Consider the following 17,435-nt stretch of genomic DNA (forward strand, 5'->3'; position numbering starts at 1 on the left):
TTTACCTCTTATGCCAGACGCGGGTTAACTTTTTCTGGATTGATATCGAATTTCTTAATGGCTTCAGCCACTACAGACGTTTCGATTTCGCCGCGTTTAGCCAATTCACCCAGCGCAGCAACCACAACGTAAGACGCATCCACTTCGAAGTGGTGACGCAGGTTTTCGCGGCTGTCTGAACGACCGAAGCCATCCGTACCCAGTACGCGATAATCGCTGGCCGGAACGTATGTACGAACCTGTTCAGCAAACAGTTTCATGTAGTCAGTAGACGCCACCGCTGGCGCGTCGCTCATCACCTGGGCGATGTACGGAACGCGTGGGGTTTCAGTCGGGTGCAGCATGTTCCAGCGCTCACAGTCCTGACCATCGCGGGCCAGTTCAGTGAAGGAGGTCACGCTGTAAACGTCAGAACCTACGCCGTAGTCTTTGGACAAGATCTCTGCCGCTTCACGTACGTGACGCAGGATGGAACCGGAGCCCAGCAACTGCACTTTCCCTTTGCTGCCTTCCAGCGTATCCAGCTTGTAGATACCCTTACGGATGCCTTCTTCCGCGCCTTCCGGCATGGCTGGCATGTGGTAGTTTTCGTTCAGCGTGGTGATGTAGTAATAAATGTTTTCCTGCGCTTCACCGTACATACGCACCAGACCGTCATGCATGATGACAGCCACTTCGTACGCGTAAGACGGGTCGTAAGAAATACAGTTAGGGATAGTCAGAGACTGAATATGGCTGTGACCATCTTCGTGCTGCAGACCTTCGCCGTTCAGGGTAGTACGACCTGACGTACCACCGATCAGGAAGCCACGCGCCTGTTGGTCACCCGCTGCCCAGCACAGGTCGCCGATACGCTGGAAACCGAACATGGAGTAGTAGATGTAGAACGGGATCATTGGCAGATCGTTGGTGCTGTAAGACGTTGCTGCGGCCAGCCATGAAGATGCGGCACCCAGTTCGTTGATACCTTCCTGCAGGATCTGACCTTTCTCGTCTTCTTTATAGTAAGCAACCTGCTCACGGTCCTGCGGGGTGTACTGCTGGCCGTTCGGGCTGTAAATACCAATCTGACGGAACAGACCTTCCATACCGAATGTACGCGCTTCATCGGCGATGATCGGCACCAGACGGTCTTTAATGGAGTCGTTTTTCAGCATCACGTTCAGTGCACGGACGAAAGCGATAGTGGTAGAGATCTCTTTCTTCTGCTCTTCCAGCAGTTGTGAGAAGTCTTCCAGTTTCGGCATTTCCAGCTTCTGCGTGAAGTTTGGCAGACGGGTCGGCAGGTAGCCTTTCAGCGCAGCGCGACGTTCGTGCAGGTATTTGTATTCTGCAGAGTCTTTTTCCAGCGTGATGTACGGCAGTTTTTCCAGATTTTCATCGGTTACTGGCACGCTAAAACGATCACGGATATAGCGCACGCCATCCATGTTCATTTTCTTCACCTGGTGAGCAATGTTTTTACCTTCGGCAGCGTCGCCCATGCCATAACCTTTAATGGTATGCGCAAGGATAACGGTCGGCTGACCTTTGGTGTTCTGTGCTTTGTTCAGTGCAGCGAAGACTTTCTTCGGATCATGACCGCCACGGTTCAGCGCCCAGATTTCGTCGTCGGTCATATCTTTGACCAGAGCGGCGGTTTCAGGGTATTTGCCGAAGAAGTGGTCACGAACGTATTTACCATCGCGGGACTTGAAGGTCTGGTAGTCGCCATCCACGGTTTCGTTCATCAGCTGGATCAGTTTACCGCTGGTGTCTTTACGCAGCAGTTCATCCCAGCGGTTGCCCCAGATCACTTTGATCACGTTCCAGCCAGCACCTGCAAAGATGCCGTCGAGTTCGTTGATGATTTTGCCGTTACCGGTTACCGGGCCATCAAGACGCTGCAGGTTACAGTTGATGATGAAGCACAGGTTGTCCAGTTTCTCACGGGTCGCGATGGTGATCGCCCCTTTGGATTCTGGTTCGTCCATTTCACCGTCGCCCAGGAATGCGTAAACGCGCTGTGCGGAGGTGTCTTTCAGACCACGGTGTTCCAGATATTTCAGGAACTTGGCCTGATAGATGGCACCGATCGGGCCCAGACCCATGGATACGGTCGGGAACTGCCAGAATTCAGGCATCAGTTTAGGGTGCGGATAAGACGACAGACCTTTGCCGTGAACTTCCTGACGGAAATTGTTCATCTGGTCTTCAGTCAGACGGCCTTCAAGGAAAGCACGTGCGTACACGCCCGGAGAGATGTGGCCCTGGAAGTACACCAGATCGCCGCCGTCTTTTTCGTTGCGCGCACGGAAGAAGTGGTTGAAGCACACTTCGTACACGGTCGCAGAAGACTGGAAGGAAGCCATGTGGCCGCCGAGTTCCAGGTCTTTCTTGGACGCACGCAGAACGGTCATGATGGCGTTCCAGCGGATAGCAGTACGAATGTTACGTTCCAGCTCCAGGTTACCCGGGTATTCAGGTTCGTCTTCAACAGCGATGGTATTGACGTAGTTACGGCTGGCTGCGCCAGCAGCGACGCTTACGCCGCCCTTGCGCGCTTCACTGAGAACCTGATCGATCAGGAACTGTGCACGCTCAACACCTTCTTCACGGATGACCGATTCGATCGCTTGTAGCCAGTCGCGAGTTTCGATCGGATCCACGTCATTATTTACACGTTCTGACATGGTGCTTTTCCTTATCTGTCTCTAATACGTTGGTTTATCTGGAGCCTGTCTTCCTGCGCTCTTTCTAAAACGCGCTTCGCCGCTAAGAGAACGCACGAAGACAGGCCCGTCATGTAGTTGCCGTGAGCCCTCAAATGAAGGCTCTAAAAATTAACCCTGATGGTTAACTTTCATCTTTTCGTTGCTGGAGCCGTCGTAAAGACCGATCCCGCCGGGTGTGTTCCCTGCTGAGATCCAGCAAAACTTCTTCAATGAACGCCAGGTGACGGTGAGATGCGGCACGCGCTATTTCTGGTTCCCGTGCAACAATCGCCTCGAAAATACTGGCGCGGTGGTTGCTTACCGTCGCCAGCATTTCCCGGCGTGAGTAAAGCAATTCAAAGTTCTGTCGAACATTCTTCTCGAGCATCGGCCCCATACAGCGAACCAGATGCAGCAGCACCACATTATGGGCTGCTTCTGTTACAGCGACCTGATACTGCATAACCGCGTCGGCTTCTGCGTCCAGATCTCCGCTGTCTTGTGCGGTCTGAATGACCACGTGACAATCGCGAATGCGCTGCAGATCTTCCTCTGTGCCACGAAGCGCCGCGTAATACGCAGCGATACCTTCAAGGGCGTGTCGTGTTTCAAGGAGATCGAATTGTGATTCAGGATGGTCGGCCAGTAACTCAGCCAGCGGATCACTCACGCTTTGCCACAGGTTACTTTGTACGAAAGTACCACCACCCTGACGGCGCAGGAGTAGCCCCTTCCCTTCCAGGCTTTGGATTGCCTCTCTGAGAGAAGGTCGCGATACATCAAACTGTTTGGCAAGTTCGCGCTCTGGCGGAAGCTTTTCCCCGGGTCTCAAGGTGCCTTCGAGGATCAGAAACTCAAGTTGCTGCTCGATCACATCGGATAACTTAGGCTGTCGGATTTTGCTGTAAGCCATATATGTGCGGTTCTCTGCGAGTAGCGACTCTGTTAAGTTGCCGGAGTCAATTGGTAATACCAATTTAAAAAACGTGGCCGTAAAGTAACAAAGTATTCACCTTGTGTCCATATGGCTACCCAGTAAATGCGTCGACCCCGCACATTTTAACAAATTTTTATCATTTATCTTTTTTACCCGGCCTCAGATCACATTTTATGGATCCTGAACAAATTTACAGTCAATTTGGCTATTTGTTATGCAGATGATGCATAAACCCCGTGCAAACTTTTCCGCATAACATTATTCTTGCCCGAACGGTAGATGATCCTGATTTTTAGGCACAATCCAGCCGTAAATAATTAGATACAAAAAGTGTAATTATCGCCTTACATTCTCTCTAACACACAGAATGTTATGGGTTTTGCCCCAATGACAGAGGACAGGTAAATGGTTGATCAACAACAAGGCGATGAGCTGAAGCGCGGTCTCAAAAACCGGCATATCCAGTTGATTGCATTAGGTGGGGCCGTCGGTACAGGGCTGTTTCTGGGCAGTGCTTCCGTCATTCAGTCCGCAGGGCCGGGGATTATTCTCGGTTATGCCATTGCGGGTTTTATCGCATTCTTAATTATGCGTCAGTTGGGTGAAATGGTGGTTGAAGAACCGGTTGCCGGTTCATTCAGTCATTTTGCCTATAAATACTGGGGCGGATTTGCGGGTTTTGCTTCCGGCTGGAATTACTGGGTGCTGTACGTTCTGGTCGCGATGGCCGAACTGACTGCCGTCGGTAAATATATTCAATTCTGGTGGCCGGAAATCCCGACATGGGCTTCTGCTGCGGTTTTCTTCGTGCTGATCAACGCTATCAACCTGACTAACGTTAAAGTGTTTGGCGAGATGGAGTTCTGGTTTGCGATCATCAAAGTGGTTGCCGTGGTGGCGATGATTCTGTTCGGTGGCTGGCTGCTGTTCAGCGACACGGCAGGCCCTCAGGCAACAGTTCGCAACCTGTGGGAGCAAGGCGGTTTCCTGCCTCATGGCATGACCGGGCTGGTGATGATGATGGCGATCATCATGTTCTCTTTCGGTGGCCTGGAACTGGTCGGGATTACTGCTGCTGAAGCGGATAATCCGGAAACCAGCATTCCTAAAGCAACCAATCAGGTTATCTACCGTATTCTGATTTTCTATGTGGGCTCACTTGCCGTCCTGCTTTCCCTGATGCCATGGACCCGTGTCGGGCCGGATACCAGCCCGTTTGTGCTGATCTTCCATGACCTGGGTGATGCACTGGTAGCGAATGCTCTGAACGTGGTGATCCTGACGGCAGCGCTGTCGGTTTATAACAGCTGTGTTTACTGCAACAGCCGCATGTTGTTTGGTCTGGCTCAGCAAGGCAACGCGCCTAAAGCATTGCTCAACGTCGACAAGCGCGGCGTGCCGGTGGCTTCTATCCTCGTTTCTGCTGCCACCACAGCGCTGTGTGTTCTGATTAACTACCTGATGCCGGGTGAAGCGTTTGGTCTGCTGATGGCTCTGGTGGTGTCTGCACTGGTGATCAACTGGGCGATGATCAGCCTGGCGCACATCAAATTCCGTCAGGCGAAACGTCGTGAAGGCGTGGAACCTAAGTTCAAAGCGCTGCTGTATCCGCTGGGTAACTACATCTGCCTGCTGTTTATGGCGGCAATTCTGGTGATCATGGCTATCACCCCGGGCATGGCGATCTCCGTATGGCTGATCCCGGTGTGGCTGGTAGTTCTGGCCATCGGTTACTGGGTCAAAAATCAGCAAAGCGGGAAATCCGTTAACGCTTAAGTATTCGTTTTAAAATTGAAACGAAAAAGCGCCCCGGTTAAGTGAAGACTTACCGGGGCGCTTTGTTAGGTACGTCACATTTCCTCCCGTATGACCAAAATGTCCATCTTCATGACTCTTACCTCCTGACCCCTCTTCCCTTCTCCGGCCAATACTCAGGGCTAACAAACAGTTTTTTAACAAAATCCTTTTATCCACAATCCGGAGAGAACATCCATGAAGGAAGGCGCACTGTCGTTCAAAGAGAAAGTGGCGTACGGAATGGGGGATGCGGGCTGCAATATGATTGGCGGCGCCATCATGCTGTTTCTTAATTATTTTTACACAGATATCTTCGGTTTAGCCCCGGCACTGGTTGGCGTATTGCTGCTATCAGTGCGTGTTATCGACGCCGTCACCGACCCGATTATGGGCGCGATTGCTGACCGTACCACCACCCGCTGGGGACGATTCCGCCCGTATTTGTTATGGGTTTCGGTGCCATACGTACTGTTCAGTGTGCTGATGTTCACCACACCAGAATGGAGTTACAACAGCAAAGTTATCTATGCGTTTGTAACCTACTTCCTGATGTCCCTGACTTACACCGCCATCAACATCCCCTACTGCTCGCTGGGCGGCGTCATTACTGCCGATCCGCATGAGCGTGTTGCCTGCCAGTCTTACCGCTTCTTTATGGTAGGGATCGCGACGCTGATCCTGTCTTCCACCTTACTGCCGATGGCCGACTTTTTCGGTGGCGCAGACAAAGCCAAGGGCTATCAGATGTCGATGGGGGTGATGGCAATCATCGCGCTGTTCATGTTCCTGTTCTGCTTCAGCTCGGTAAAAGAACGTATTCAGCCTGCGGTACCGTCAAAACATGCCTTAAAATCTGACCTGAAAGATGTGTGGAAAAACGACCAGTGGGTACGCATCCTGCTGCTGACGTTCTGCAACGTGTGCCCGGGCTTTATCCGTATGGCAGCCACTATGTATTACGTCACCTGGGTAATGGAAAAATCCACATCCTTTGCCAGCATGTTTATCAGCCTCGGCGTGGTGGGCATGATGATCGGCAGTGCACTGGCAAAACCGCTGACCGATAAATACTGCAAACTGAAAGTGTTCTTCTGGGCCAATATCATCCTGACCATTTTCTCCTGCGGATTCTATTTCCTCGACCCGCACGCCACCACGCTTATTCTGGTAGCGTACTTCATCCTCAACATCATGCACCAGCTCCCTTCCCCGCTGCACTGGTCGCTGATGGCCGACGTTGACGATTACGGCGAATGGAAAACCGGCAAACGTGTTACCGGCATCAGCTTCTCCGGTAACCTGTTCTTCCTGAAATGCGGACTGGCGGTAGCGGGCGCGATGGTCGGCTTCCTGCTCTCCGCGTATGGCTACAATGCCAGCGCAACGCAGCAAAGCGACCATGCCATCAACGGCATCATGTTGTTGTTCACCGTCATTCCTGGCGTGGGCTACCTCATCACTGCCGGTGTTGTACGCTTACTGAAAGTTGATCGCGAAACCATGCGTACCATTCAGACAGATCTGGAGATTCGCCGCCGTAATTACCGCGAGCTGAATGAATATCACGACGAGAAAAATGCACAGGACGCAGAAGCACTCAGCGTCCCACTGGCCAGCAAGGAGCTGAAACATGAGTAATTATCCCAACCCGCTGATTGAGCAACGTGCAGATCCGCATATCTGGCTGCACAACGACGGAAACTATTACTTTATCGCATCAGTGCCTGAATATGACCGGCTGGAGATCCGCCGCTCGCCAACGCTGACAGGGCTTGCCGACGCGCCAGCCACCATTGTCTGGCATAAACCTGATACCGGCCCGATGAGCGCACTTATCTGGGCACCGGAGTTGCATTTTATCGACGGACAATGGGTGATCTATTACGCGGCCGCCCCCTCACAGGAGATTGTTGACGGCTTATTCCAGCACAGAATGTATGCGCTGGTGTGTGAAGAGGCGGATCCGCTCACAGGGAAATGGCAGGAGAAAGGCCGGATCCAGACGCCGATCGACAGCTTCTCGCTCGATGCCACGCACTTTGAGCATCAGGGCAAAAGCTATTATCTGTGGGCGCAGAAAGACCCGGAAATTCGCGGAAACTCCAATTTGTATCTGGCCGAAATGGAAAACCCGTGGACGCTGAAATCACCGCCCGTCATGCTCAGCAAGCCGGAGCTGGACTGGGAAATCATCGGTTTTTGGGTTAATGAGGGACCGGCGGTGATCAAACACGGTGATAAAATTTTCATCACCTATTCCGCCAGCGCCACCGACGAAAATTACTGTATCGGCCTCCTCACTGCAGACATCAACAGCAATCTGATGGATCCGGTGAACTGGCATAAATCCCAGCGTCCGGTATTCACCACGCAGGCCCAGAACCGGCAGTTCGGGCCGGGACATAACAGCTTCACTCGCAACGAACAGGGCGCAGACGTGCTGGTATATCATGCCCGAAACTACACTGAAATTGAGGGTGATCCGCTGTACGACCCGAACCGGCATACGCGCATTAAAACCTTCCGCTGGGACGAGAATGGCATGCCCGATTTCGGAGAACCCGCCGCCGATAACCGTCCGCTGACGTTACAAAAACAGCACTGACAAAAAGCAAAAAGCCCGGACACTAAAAATGTACCGGGCTTTTTTATGCAATATCGGATGATAAAAGAGAATTAAATCAAGGTGCCGTAAATCGTCAGCAGCGCTACAACCACCAGGATTATCATCGTCACTTTACGCGCGAGGCTCACAGCAGCGCGAGGTGTCTGTACCGGATCGGTATGCGGATCGCGCGCCAGAGAGAACTGCGCCAGCCGCGTTAATACATGGTATTGCGAAGAGTGAATATCGCCCAGCGAAGCAAACCAGGCCGGTAAGGCTTTCTCGCCATGACCAAGCAATGCATAAGCCACGCCGGCCAGACGAACAGGGATCCAGTCGAGAATATGTAACAGGGCATCCACGCCGGACTGCGAACGTTTCAACGGCGGCATATGGCGCGCCAGCCAGGTCTGGTAACCGCGCAATACGGCATAACCGCCCAGCGCTATCGGTCCGTAAGGCCCACAAACCACGAACCAGAACAACGGCCCGAGATAGTAACGGTAGTTAATCCAAAGCAGCGCATTTTGCAGCTCTCTCAGCCGGGCTTCTTCGCTGCAATCTGTCGGCAACCCGTGGATCAAGGCCAGCTCTTCTGCCATTTCCTTACAGGCATCAGCATCGCCCTGACGGGCGGACTTAAGGTAGGCACGGTAATGCTTGCGTTTGATGCCAGCGCCAATACACAGCAGACATAAAATCACCCACAAAATCAGGGTTGGCACCCCGAAGAAGATCCCCTGCACTGCGCGCAATACTGCCCAGATGATCACCATCCAGACAATCGTAATGACCAGCGTTTTAGCCAGAGAAGCCTGCCGGCCACGGCGGAAAATCACCTCAAACCGATGATCCAACTGCCAGTGTTCACCCAGTTTGAACAAGCGTTCCCAAGCCAGCACCAGGAGCAAAGTAAATAACGTCATCGATTGTCACTCTCTCTCAACACATCACACCCGTAAAAACGAAACCGAAAACCGGTTAATTACAGGTCAGAAAGGTCATTCTGCCCTACCGGCAGCGCTAACAGCTTGCGATAAAATGCCCAGTCGAATTCAGGGCCGGGATCGGTCTTACGCCCGGGAGCAATATCACTGTGTCCGGTAATCGCTTCAAGACTAATGGGATAATGCTTCATTAACAACTCAGTAACGGCAACCAGGTTGCGATATTGCGCATCAGTAAAAGGCTCAAAATCCGTCCCTTCCAGCTCAATACCAATCGAAAAATCATTACAGCGCTCACGCCCCCGCCAGCTGGATACACCCGCATGCCAGGCGCGTTTATCAAAGGGCACATATTGCACAATCTCGCCATCACGACGAATTAAACAATGCGCAGCAACGCGTAAGTGGCTGATTCCTTCAAAATAAGGATCATCCTGCGGATTCAGCGTACCGGTAAACAATTGATCAATATAAGGACCGCCGAATTTTCCAGGCGGCAAACTGATGTTATGGATCACCAGCAATGAGGGAATTTCATCTTCAGGACGGAGATCAAAATGAGGGGAAACGACCTGCCGGGCTTCTGTTATCCAGCCTTGTTTTAAGTGCATCAAAGACCTCAATGATGTGCTCAGGTGGTACTTATCACAGCAACAGGGTAGCATGTTTTTTTGTCCTTCTTATCCGCCATTTCGGAGTATTTGTATGTCTACCCGCAGCTACAGCCGTGAAAGTCGCCGCGCACAGTTACTCGAACGTATCCAGAATGATATTCCTTCTCTTGTTACTCAGGCTCTCGGTGAGGATCTTGGGGGCGAAGCCAATGCCAACAATGACTTAACTGCTCAACTGTTGCCGCAAGACAAAAATGCTAACGCCACCATCATTACCCGCGAAGCCGGTATTTTCTGCGGCCAGCGCTGGCTGGACGAAGTCTTTCTCCAACTGGCAGGCGATAAAATCACCGTCAAATGGCATGTCAAAGACGGCGACCACGTTTCTGAAAACCAGACCTTATGTGAACTCTCAGGCTCCGCACGCATGCTGCTGACCGGTGAGCGTACCGCTCTTAACTTCGTGCAAACCCTGTCCGGTGTGGCAACCGAAGTGAATCACTATGTGAAAATCCTTGAGGGCACAAAAACTCAGTTGCTCGATACCCGGAAAACCTTGCCTGGCCTGCGTACGGCACTGAAATATGCCGTGTTATGCGGTGGCGGAAGCAATCACCGCCTTGGTCTTGCCGATGCATTTCTGATTAAAGAAAACCACATCATTGCCTGTGGCTCGATAAAAGCCGCCGTAGAACGCGCCTTATGGATCCACGCCGACGTGCCCGTCGAGGTAGAAGTCGAATCCATGGATGAACTTCAGCAGGCGCTGGATGCGGGTGCTGACATTATCATGCTGGATAACTTCACTGTGCCGATGATGCGCGAAGGCGTTGCCCTCACCGCAGGTCGTGCGCTACTTGAAGTCTCCGGTAACGTGACGGAAAAAACGCTCCGCGAATTCGCGGAAACCGGCGTGGATTACATTTCTGTCGGCGCGCTGACCAAGCATGTCAGGGCCATGGATCTTTCCATGCGCTTCAGCTAATCGCTGCGCTGTTGCCCCCTGAGTTCCTTTCGAGGGGCAACACGAATTCTTGCGATCTATTTCATCTTGCCGCACTACCCTCGCATTCACCCTTTCTGAACACCACCCCCTTTTTCATTTCATCTTTATTGTTGCGAGACATCGCACATATGTTTTTCCTGCCTTGCTGGCATACATATTTATCCTGGCAGATGTCATGGAAAAGCCAGCAATAGCGCTGGAGTCAGGCTTTTTCTCCGTTTAGTTTGCTGCCTGAGAAACAACCACGCAGTCTTACGAAACGGAGAACGCCATGAAACGGCAACAAGGATTTACCCTCATTGAACTGATGGTAGTGATCGCGATTATTGCGATCCTGAGTGCCATCGGCATACCCGCTTACCAGAGTTATATCCAGAAAGCAGCCATGACTGACATGCTGCAAATTATGGTGCCCTACAAAACCGGCGTCGAACTGTGCGTCATCGATACGGGGGCGCTGACGAATTGCAGCGCCGGCAGTCAGGGAATTCCGGCGGCAGCTACCAGTCGTTATGTCAGCCAGATTCAGGTTAATGCGGGCGTAATTTCACTGACAGGTCAGCAGGCACTGGACGGTCTCAGCGTTGTGATGACACCGGTCCGGGATAATCAGGCGGGCGGTATCACATGGAGCAGAATCTGCACCAATGCCAGTAATACTTCGATGGTTGAAGCTTGCGAAAGCGTTTTTCGGTTTGACACCACAGGAGCGCCATAATGAGTGATATGCCACGGCGCCCCGAGTCTCCGCCCGATAATGATCGCCTGCAAAGCGAAGCGTCACTTGAAGCACTGTGTCAGCGCTATAAAGCCGTTGTATTGCATCGCGACAACCAGACTCTTCATGTTGCATGCCATGAAACAGAAGCAGACACGGATGCCTTAAGTAATGTACTGCGCTTTACCACTGGCTTAAAAGTGCAGCTTGAACGCTGGCCACAAACGCGGCTTGAACAAGTCATGGAGCAAGGAAATTCAGAAATAAAGAAAAAAACGGCCGCAGACGAATCGTGGTCATCCGCGCAAAGCGATGAAAACAATGAACTGAATAATCAGAGTGATGCGCCGGTCATTAATTCTCTCAATCAGATACTCAGGCAGGCCATCACCCGCAGGGCTTCAGATATACACTTTGAGCCGTACGAGCACAGTTTCCGGGTTCGTATGCGAATTGACGGAGTATTGCAGGAAGTCCCCGGACCTGAATTTTCGATGGCAGCGGGCGTGTGCGCACGACTAAAGATTATGGGGCAGTTGAATGTCGCTGAGCGACGGTTACCCCAAGATGGCCAGCTCTCAGTCATGCTGCAAAATCAGAGATATTCCATGAGAGTATCTTCTCTGCCGACCTTACACGGCGAAAAGATCGTGCTGCGCATTCTGCATATGACTCAGCAGGATCTCTCTATGCCTCAACTGGGCTTCACACCACGGGATCTGGACTATTTCAAAGCTGCGCTTAAACATCCACAAGGGCTAATTCTGGTCACCGGCCCGACAGGCAGCGGAAAAACGGTCACGCTTTACAGTGGTCTTCGTCATCTTAATGCCATCTCCCGCAATATTTGCAGCGTGGAAGACCCGATTGAGATCCCGGTCAGTGGCATCAATCAGACCCAGATTAACAGCAAAACAGACCTCAGTTTTGCCAGTGTCCTGCGTGCGTTATTACGTCAGGATCCTGATGTGATTATGGTCGGAGAGATCCGCGATAAAGAAACGGCCGAAATCGCGGTAAAAGCCGCTCAGACCGGACATCTGGTGCTCTCAACACTGCATACCAATTCCACTTGCGAAACACTGACCCGCCTGCAACAGATGGGGATTGAAGGTTTTCATATTGCTGCCAGCTTGCGTCTGGTTATTGCCCAGCGGCTGGTACGAAAACTCTGCCCGCATTGCCGTAAACCGCATGTATCACTGGTCGAAAAAGGTGCTGATGGCAGCAGCGGACACATGCAGTTGTGGCTACCTGCAGGATGCCATCAATGCTTTTCGGGCTATTACGGACGCACCGGTATTTATGAAACGCTGAACATAACACCCGGTTTACAACAGGCGCTGGTGGCAGAGGCAAGTGTCAATGAGTTGAGTAAGATTGCCCGCGAACAAGGGCAAAAAACGTTGCAGGAAGCCGGTATGGCGCTGGTCGAACAAGGGATCACCTCACTTGAAGAACTTTATCGTGTTACCGGTGAAGGCGCGGATACATGAAAACTGACGGCGGCGCACCTCAGTCCTGGCGGTTATATCACTGGCAGGCTATCGACACTCTGGGAAGCCTTCAGCAAGATCACTGCATTGAGGTGGGTAAGGACGGCATTTACCAGCAGCTTTTTGCTGCTGGATTGCAACCGCTGAAAATCAGAATGAAGCAGCGATTGGGACGACGTTTCTGGAAAAATCAGGAACGTGTTGCATTCGTCAGGCAACTTGCAACGCTGCTACAAGCCGGGCTACCGCTGGTCAATAGCCTGACGTTGCTGGCCAACGAGCACCCGAAACCCGCGTGGCATTGTGTACTGTCAAATGTTGCGAAAGGCGTTCGCGAAGGAAAACCGCTGTCGGTAACACTGAATCATTATCCCGATGTATTTCCTGATATTTACAGACAGATAATTTCTATTGGTGAGCTAACGGGACAACTGGACAAATGCTGCCTGCAACTGGCGACTCAGCAGGAACAACAGGCTGAATTAAGAAGCAAAGTAAAAAAGGCGTTGCGGTATCCGCTGATTGTTAGCGTTATCGCTATCGTGGTCACTCTGCTGATGCTGACTTTAGTATTGCCTGAGTTTGCCAAAATCTATGCTTCCTTTGATGCCGAACTCCCCTGGTTTACACGCATGCTGGTCATTGCTTCTGATGCCCTCATCAGCATCGGCCCCTGGCTGGTGGGTACTTTTTCGTTTTGTTGTTTCGGCTATCTGCAGAAGTTGCACCCGCTTAAGCACTGGCAACTGCGTGAGCAGATGTTACTGCTCAGGTTACCTCTGACGTCACGACTGGTGACAGACAGTTGCCTCAGCCAGATATTTCAAACGCTGGCAATGACACAACAGGCGGGCATGACGTTAATTGCCGGGCTGGCAGCAGCGTCTGCATCAATGTCCAATCTGCATTTTCAGGCCGCACTGAACCAGATACGTGAGCAAATCATGCAAGGAACACCGTTACACAAAGCTTTTGTACAGTCGCCACTGTTCCCGACCTTATGTCATCAGCTGATAAAAATCGGTGAAGAATCAGGGTCTCTGGACGAGTTACTGCTGAAACTCGCATATCTGCATCATGACAAAGCTAACTCGCTGGCAGAAACGTTGTCACAAACGATTGAGCCGGTACTCATGGCCGTAATGGGGGTGATTGTCGGTGGGCTGGTGATTGCGATGTATCTGCCAATTTTCCAGCTAGGTTCGGTTATGGGATAAATCAAAGAGGAAAAAGCGGCGAAAAATGTTTCGCCGCCATTATGGTCATATCCTTACTTACTGCCGAACAGACGGTTTTCCTGTTCCGCAACGCGGATGAAGGTTGTACGTTTGGTCAGTTCTTTCAGGCGCTCTGCACCGACGTAAGTACAGGCAGAACGCAGCCCACCGAGAATGTCACGCACGGTGTTTTCAACCGGACCGCGCAGAGGCAATTTGACTGTTTTACCTTCCGCTGCGCGGTATTCAGCAACACCGCCGACGTGGCGTTTCATCGCAGATTCTGAACTCATACCGTAGAAAAGCATGAATTTTTCGCCATTCTCTTCAACGACCGTGCCTTCACACTCGTCATGCGCAGCCAGCATCCCGCCAAGCATAACGAAATCAGCACCGCCGCCGAACGCTTTTGCCACGTCACCCGGAACAGCACAGCCGCCATCGCTGACAATCTGTCCGCCCAGACCGTGAGCAGCATCAGCACATTCGATAACAGCAGAAAGCTGCGGATATCCCACGCCGGTTTTTACGCGAGTCGTACATACCGATCCCGGGCCGATGCCGACTTTTACAATATCCGCGCCAGAAAGAATAAGTTCTTCCACCATTTCACCGGTCACCACGTTGCCTGCACAAATGACTTTATCGGGGCAAGCTTCGCGTACACGTTGCAGGAAACCCACAAAGTGCTCGGAATAACCATTAGCGACATCCAGGCAAACAAACTTCAGCAGAGGCGACAAAGCAAGAATTTGCAGGGTTTTAACGAAATCAGCTTCTGACGTCCCGGTCGATACCATGATATTACGCAGCACGGATTCATCGGAGGAAGTCACGAATGCCTGCCACTGTTCTACGGTGTAATGTTTGTGCACGGCCGTAAGCAAACCAAAAGACGCCAGTACGGTCGCCATACGGAATGTGCCGACGGTATCCATGTTCGCAGCAATAATCGGGGTGCCGGACCAGTTAAAACCTGAGTGTTTGAATGTGAATGTGCGCTCCAGTTCAACTTCGGAACGACTTTTGAGAGTGGAACGCTTAGGGCGGATGAGTACGTCTTTAAAACCTAACTTTAAATCTTCTTCAATGCGCATGGCGGGTTAGTCCTGGTTTGGCGACGGGTCGCTAGGGTGCACGAAAAATTTTTACACACCCTTTCCAGTGGTTTTATCATACACAGGAAAATGACAACGGCAAGATGGCTTTTACAACCTTCATCACAGACTTTTGATTGTGCAGATTAATAATTTTTCGCATCAAAACCGAGAACACCACGGCTTGCACTTACTCATAATCTCTTTATCATTTACCTAACTAATTTTATCAGAGCACCAGCATGAGCTATATCGTTGCATTGACCGGGGGTATCGGTAGTGGCAAAAGTACCGTTTCCGAAAGCTTCGCCCGTCATGGCGTAAGCATTGTCGATGCAGATGTGATTGCCCGCCAGGTCGTTGCTCCAGGTGAGCCAGCGCTGGAAGAATTAAGACAGCGATTTGGTGAAAGCATTATTTCCACTGATGGCTCACTGAACCGCCCGGCCCTTCGGGCGCGGATTTTTAGCAATCCTGATGAAAAAGAATGGGTTAATAAATTATTACACCCCATTATTCATGCCAGAACACAACGTTTGATTGCTGAGGCGCAGACGCCGTACGTGCTCTGGGTCGTACCGCTGCTGATTGAAAATGGATTACAGACGCAAGCAAATCGCGTTCTGGTGGTGGATGTTGAGCCACATATTCAACTTTCCCGGACGATGTCGCGCGATGGCATCAGCCGCCAGCAGGCTGAAAGTATTATTGCTGCACAGGTCAGTCGTGAAAAACGTCTGGCCTGTGCGGATGACATTATTGATAACAGCGGTGATCCGAAATTAATTGAACCGCGTGTTGCCCAACTACATCACCGCTATTTGCAACTTGCGGTGTGAGTAAACAGACAGGATATTGCCAAGCATGACTGATGTAGCTGCAACCGTTCTCTTTGAACATCCACTGAATGAGAAAATGCGCACCTGGCTTCGCATCGAATTTTTGTTGCAACAGATGCATTCCAACGCACAACTCACTGATATTGCTTCTGCTCTGCTATTTTTTCGCACCACTTCAGATTTACTGGATGTACTGGAACGTGGTGAAGTCCGTACCGATTTACTGAAAGAGCTTGAGCGCCAGCAGCAAAAATTGTCTCAATGGAAAGATGTCCCGGGCGTTGATTTAGCAAGGATCGAGGGGCTGCGCGCTGAGCTTAAGCAATGTGCATCTGTGTTAATGAAAGCACCACGCATAGGGCAAGCGCTGAAGGAAGATCGCCTGATGGCCCTGGTTCGCCAGCGTCTGAGTATCCCCGGCGGGTGTTGCAGCTTTGATTTGCCGACACTGCATATCTGGCTGCATCTGGCACAATCACAACGTGATCGTGAAGTGCAAAACTGGCTCGAAACACTGGCTCCGCTGAATAATTCGCTCATGATGGTACTGGATCTGATCCGCCAGTCAGGCGCGTTTCGCAATCAAATCAGTCTGAATGGTTTTTTCCAGGACAACGCTGAAGGCGCAGATCTGTTACGATTGCGACTCTCGATGGAAAATCAGCTTTACCCGCAAGTATCCGGGCATAAAACCCGTTATGCCATTCGCTTTTTACCCCTCGACAGCGAACATGGCGTGGTTCCCGCGCGACTGAATTTTGAACTTGCCTGCTGCTAGGAGTTGCAAATGGACCCTGAAATCATTGAAGTAAATTGCCCGACCTGTCAGAAAATCGTGGTTTGGGGTGAACAAAGCCCTTACCGCCCTTTTTGTTCCAAGCGTTGCCAGCTTATTGATCTCGGCGAATGGGCCGATGAAGAGAAACGCATCCCAAGTAAGGGTGACGTGAATGATCTGGACGACTGGAGTGAAGAAGAGATTTAATCCAGACAACGGGTATAGAAAAAGGGGCTTCGGTCCCTTTTTCTATATGCCATCAAATTCTACACGTAATCAGTACTGATTGTTTTTGAGGGCTGTAACAACCACTTCGTTGGCGGGAGGGAATTCCTCCTCTTTCAAATCGGCCTGCGCAACCCAGCGCTTCGGCTGCCCTTCTTTGCCATACGGCTCGCCCTGCCAGTCTTCCACCAGGAAAAAATAGAGTGTAATGATGCGATCCGGGAATTGGTGCTCCAATGTTTTCAGCAGCACAGGAGATTTAGCATCAATGCCGACCTCTTCCTGTAATTCGCGAATAACAGCCTGTTCAGGTGTTTCACCCGCTTCAATCTTACCGCCCGGAAACTCCCAGAACCCCGCCATATGTGATGATGCATCGCGTTGAGTGATAAAGATTTCTTTGCTGGCATTCCGGATAATGCCCGCTGCGATATTAAGTTGTTTAAGCGCCACAGTTTCCACCTAT

The 17,435-nt window shown here is 51.3% G+C and carries 16 protein-coding genes; 10 read left to right on the forward strand and 6 right to left on the reverse strand.

Features of this window, described 5'->3' with window-relative positions; all coding sequences use genetic code 11:
* Positions 1–8: 8 nt before the first annotated feature.
* Positions 9–2,672, reverse strand: coding sequence for a pyruvate dehydrogenase (acetyl-transferring), homodimeric type (gene aceE, locus DXU84_RS10350; RefSeq protein WP_013576985.1), 2,664 nt, complete (start codon positions 2,670–2,672; stop codon positions 9–11).
* A gap of 163 nt (positions 2,673–2,835) precedes the next feature.
* Positions 2,836–3,606, reverse strand: coding sequence for a pyruvate dehydrogenase complex transcriptional repressor PdhR (gene pdhR, locus DXU84_RS10355; protein ID WP_013576986.1), 771 nt, complete (start codon positions 3,604–3,606; stop codon positions 2,836–2,838).
* Positions 3,607–4,035: 429 nt separating this feature from the next.
* On the opposite strand from pdhR, the gene aroP reads away from it, so the two are divergent.
* From aroP to DXU84_RS10370, 3 genes are all read left to right on the forward strand, one after another.
* The gene (gene aroP / locus DXU84_RS10360) at positions 4,036–5,406 is read left to right on the forward strand and encodes an aromatic amino acid transporter AroP (RefSeq protein ID WP_015690460.1); all 1,371 of its coding nucleotides are present in this window, start codon (positions 4,036–4,038) and stop codon (positions 5,404–5,406) included.
* A 216-nt stretch (positions 5,407–5,622) separates the two neighbouring features.
* On the forward strand, positions 5,623–7,065 hold the full coding sequence (locus tag DXU84_RS10365) for a glycoside-pentoside-hexuronide (GPH):cation symporter (protein WP_153375619.1): 1,443 nt from the start codon (positions 5,623–5,625) through the stop codon (positions 7,063–7,065).
* Complete coding sequence (locus DXU84_RS10370) at positions 7,058–8,032, forward strand: family 43 glycosylhydrolase (protein WP_153375621.1); 975 nt, start codon at positions 7,058–7,060, stop codon at positions 8,030–8,032. The genes DXU84_RS10365 and DXU84_RS10370 overlap by 8 nt, the downstream gene beginning before the upstream one ends.
* Positions 8,033–8,103: 71 nt before the next feature.
* On the opposite strand, the gene ampE is transcribed toward DXU84_RS10370, so the two are convergent.
* Both ampE and ampD read right to left on the reverse strand, forming a co-directional pair.
* A complete protein-coding gene (gene ampE, locus DXU84_RS10375; RefSeq protein WP_112150985.1) occupies positions 8,104–8,958 on the reverse strand; it encodes a beta-lactamase regulator AmpE in 855 nt (284 codons plus the stop codon).
* A 59-nt stretch (positions 8,959–9,017) separates the two neighbouring features.
* Positions 9,018–9,590: a 1,6-anhydro-N-acetylmuramyl-L-alanine amidase AmpD gene (gene ampD, locus DXU84_RS10380; RefSeq protein ID WP_013576991.1), complete on the reverse strand. Its 573-nt coding sequence runs from the start codon at positions 9,588–9,590 to the stop codon at positions 9,018–9,020.
* Positions 9,591–9,684: 94 nt separating this feature from the next.
* Here ampD and nadC point away from each other — a divergent pair, with 94 nt between their 5' ends.
* From nadC to hofC, 4 genes are all read left to right on the forward strand, one after another.
* Positions 9,685–10,578 (forward strand): carboxylating nicotinate-nucleotide diphosphorylase, encoded by an 894-nt coding sequence (nadC, locus tag DXU84_RS10385; RefSeq protein WP_013576992.1) that lies wholly within the window; start codon positions 9,685–9,687, stop codon positions 10,576–10,578.
* 292 nt (positions 10,579–10,870) lie between these two features.
* Positions 10,871–11,317, forward strand: coding sequence for a prepilin peptidase-dependent pilin (gene ppdD, locus DXU84_RS10390; protein WP_112150986.1), 447 nt, complete (start codon positions 10,871–10,873; stop codon positions 11,315–11,317).
* On the forward strand, positions 11,317–12,813 hold the full coding sequence (gene gspE / locus DXU84_RS10395; protein ID WP_131638360.1) for a type II secretion system protein GspE: 1,497 nt from the start codon (positions 11,317–11,319) through the stop codon (positions 12,811–12,813). Before ppdD ends, gspE begins: the two co-directional genes overlap by 1 nt.
* Positions 12,810–14,030, forward strand: coding sequence for a protein transport protein HofC (gene hofC, locus DXU84_RS10400; protein WP_131638361.1), 1,221 nt, complete (start codon positions 12,810–12,812; stop codon positions 14,028–14,030). The genes gspE and hofC overlap by 4 nt, the downstream gene beginning before the upstream one ends.
* A gap of 53 nt (positions 14,031–14,083) precedes the next feature.
* Here hofC and DXU84_RS10405 read toward each other — a convergent pair whose 3' ends face one another.
* Entirely contained in the window at positions 14,084–15,127 is a 1,044-nt protein-coding gene (locus DXU84_RS10405; RefSeq protein WP_126125175.1) for a GMP reductase, read from the reverse strand.
* Between the two features lie 242 nt (positions 15,128–15,369).
* Here DXU84_RS10405 and coaE point away from each other — a divergent pair, with 242 nt between their 5' ends.
* Genes coaE through yacG form a run of 3 tightly spaced genes read left to right on the forward strand, consistent with a single transcriptional unit; the run spans position 15,370 to position 16,951 of the window.
* Complete coding sequence (gene coaE, locus DXU84_RS10410; protein WP_037033418.1) at positions 15,370–15,966, forward strand: dephospho-CoA kinase; 597 nt, start codon at positions 15,370–15,372, stop codon at positions 15,964–15,966.
* Positions 15,967–15,991: 25 nt separating this feature from the next.
* Complete coding sequence (zapD, locus tag DXU84_RS10415; protein ID WP_112150989.1) at positions 15,992–16,744, forward strand: cell division protein ZapD; 753 nt, start codon at positions 15,992–15,994, stop codon at positions 16,742–16,744.
* Between the two features lie 9 nt (positions 16,745–16,753).
* Positions 16,754–16,951, forward strand: a complete 198-nt coding sequence (gene yacG, locus DXU84_RS10420; protein ID WP_013576999.1) for a DNA gyrase inhibitor YacG — start codon at positions 16,754–16,756, stop codon at positions 16,949–16,951.
* Between the two features lie 69 nt (positions 16,952–17,020).
* Here yacG and mutT read toward each other — a convergent pair whose 3' ends face one another.
* Positions 17,021–17,422 (reverse strand): 8-oxo-dGTP diphosphatase MutT, encoded by a 402-nt coding sequence (gene mutT, locus DXU84_RS10425; protein WP_217217340.1) that lies wholly within the window; start codon positions 17,420–17,422, stop codon positions 17,021–17,023.
* Positions 17,423–17,435: the final 13 nt, after the last annotated feature.

Source organism: Rahnella sp. RcJ3 (assembly GCF_009498575.1).
Lineage (GTDB): Bacteria > Pseudomonadota > Gammaproteobacteria > Enterobacterales > Enterobacteriaceae > Rahnella > Rahnella aceris.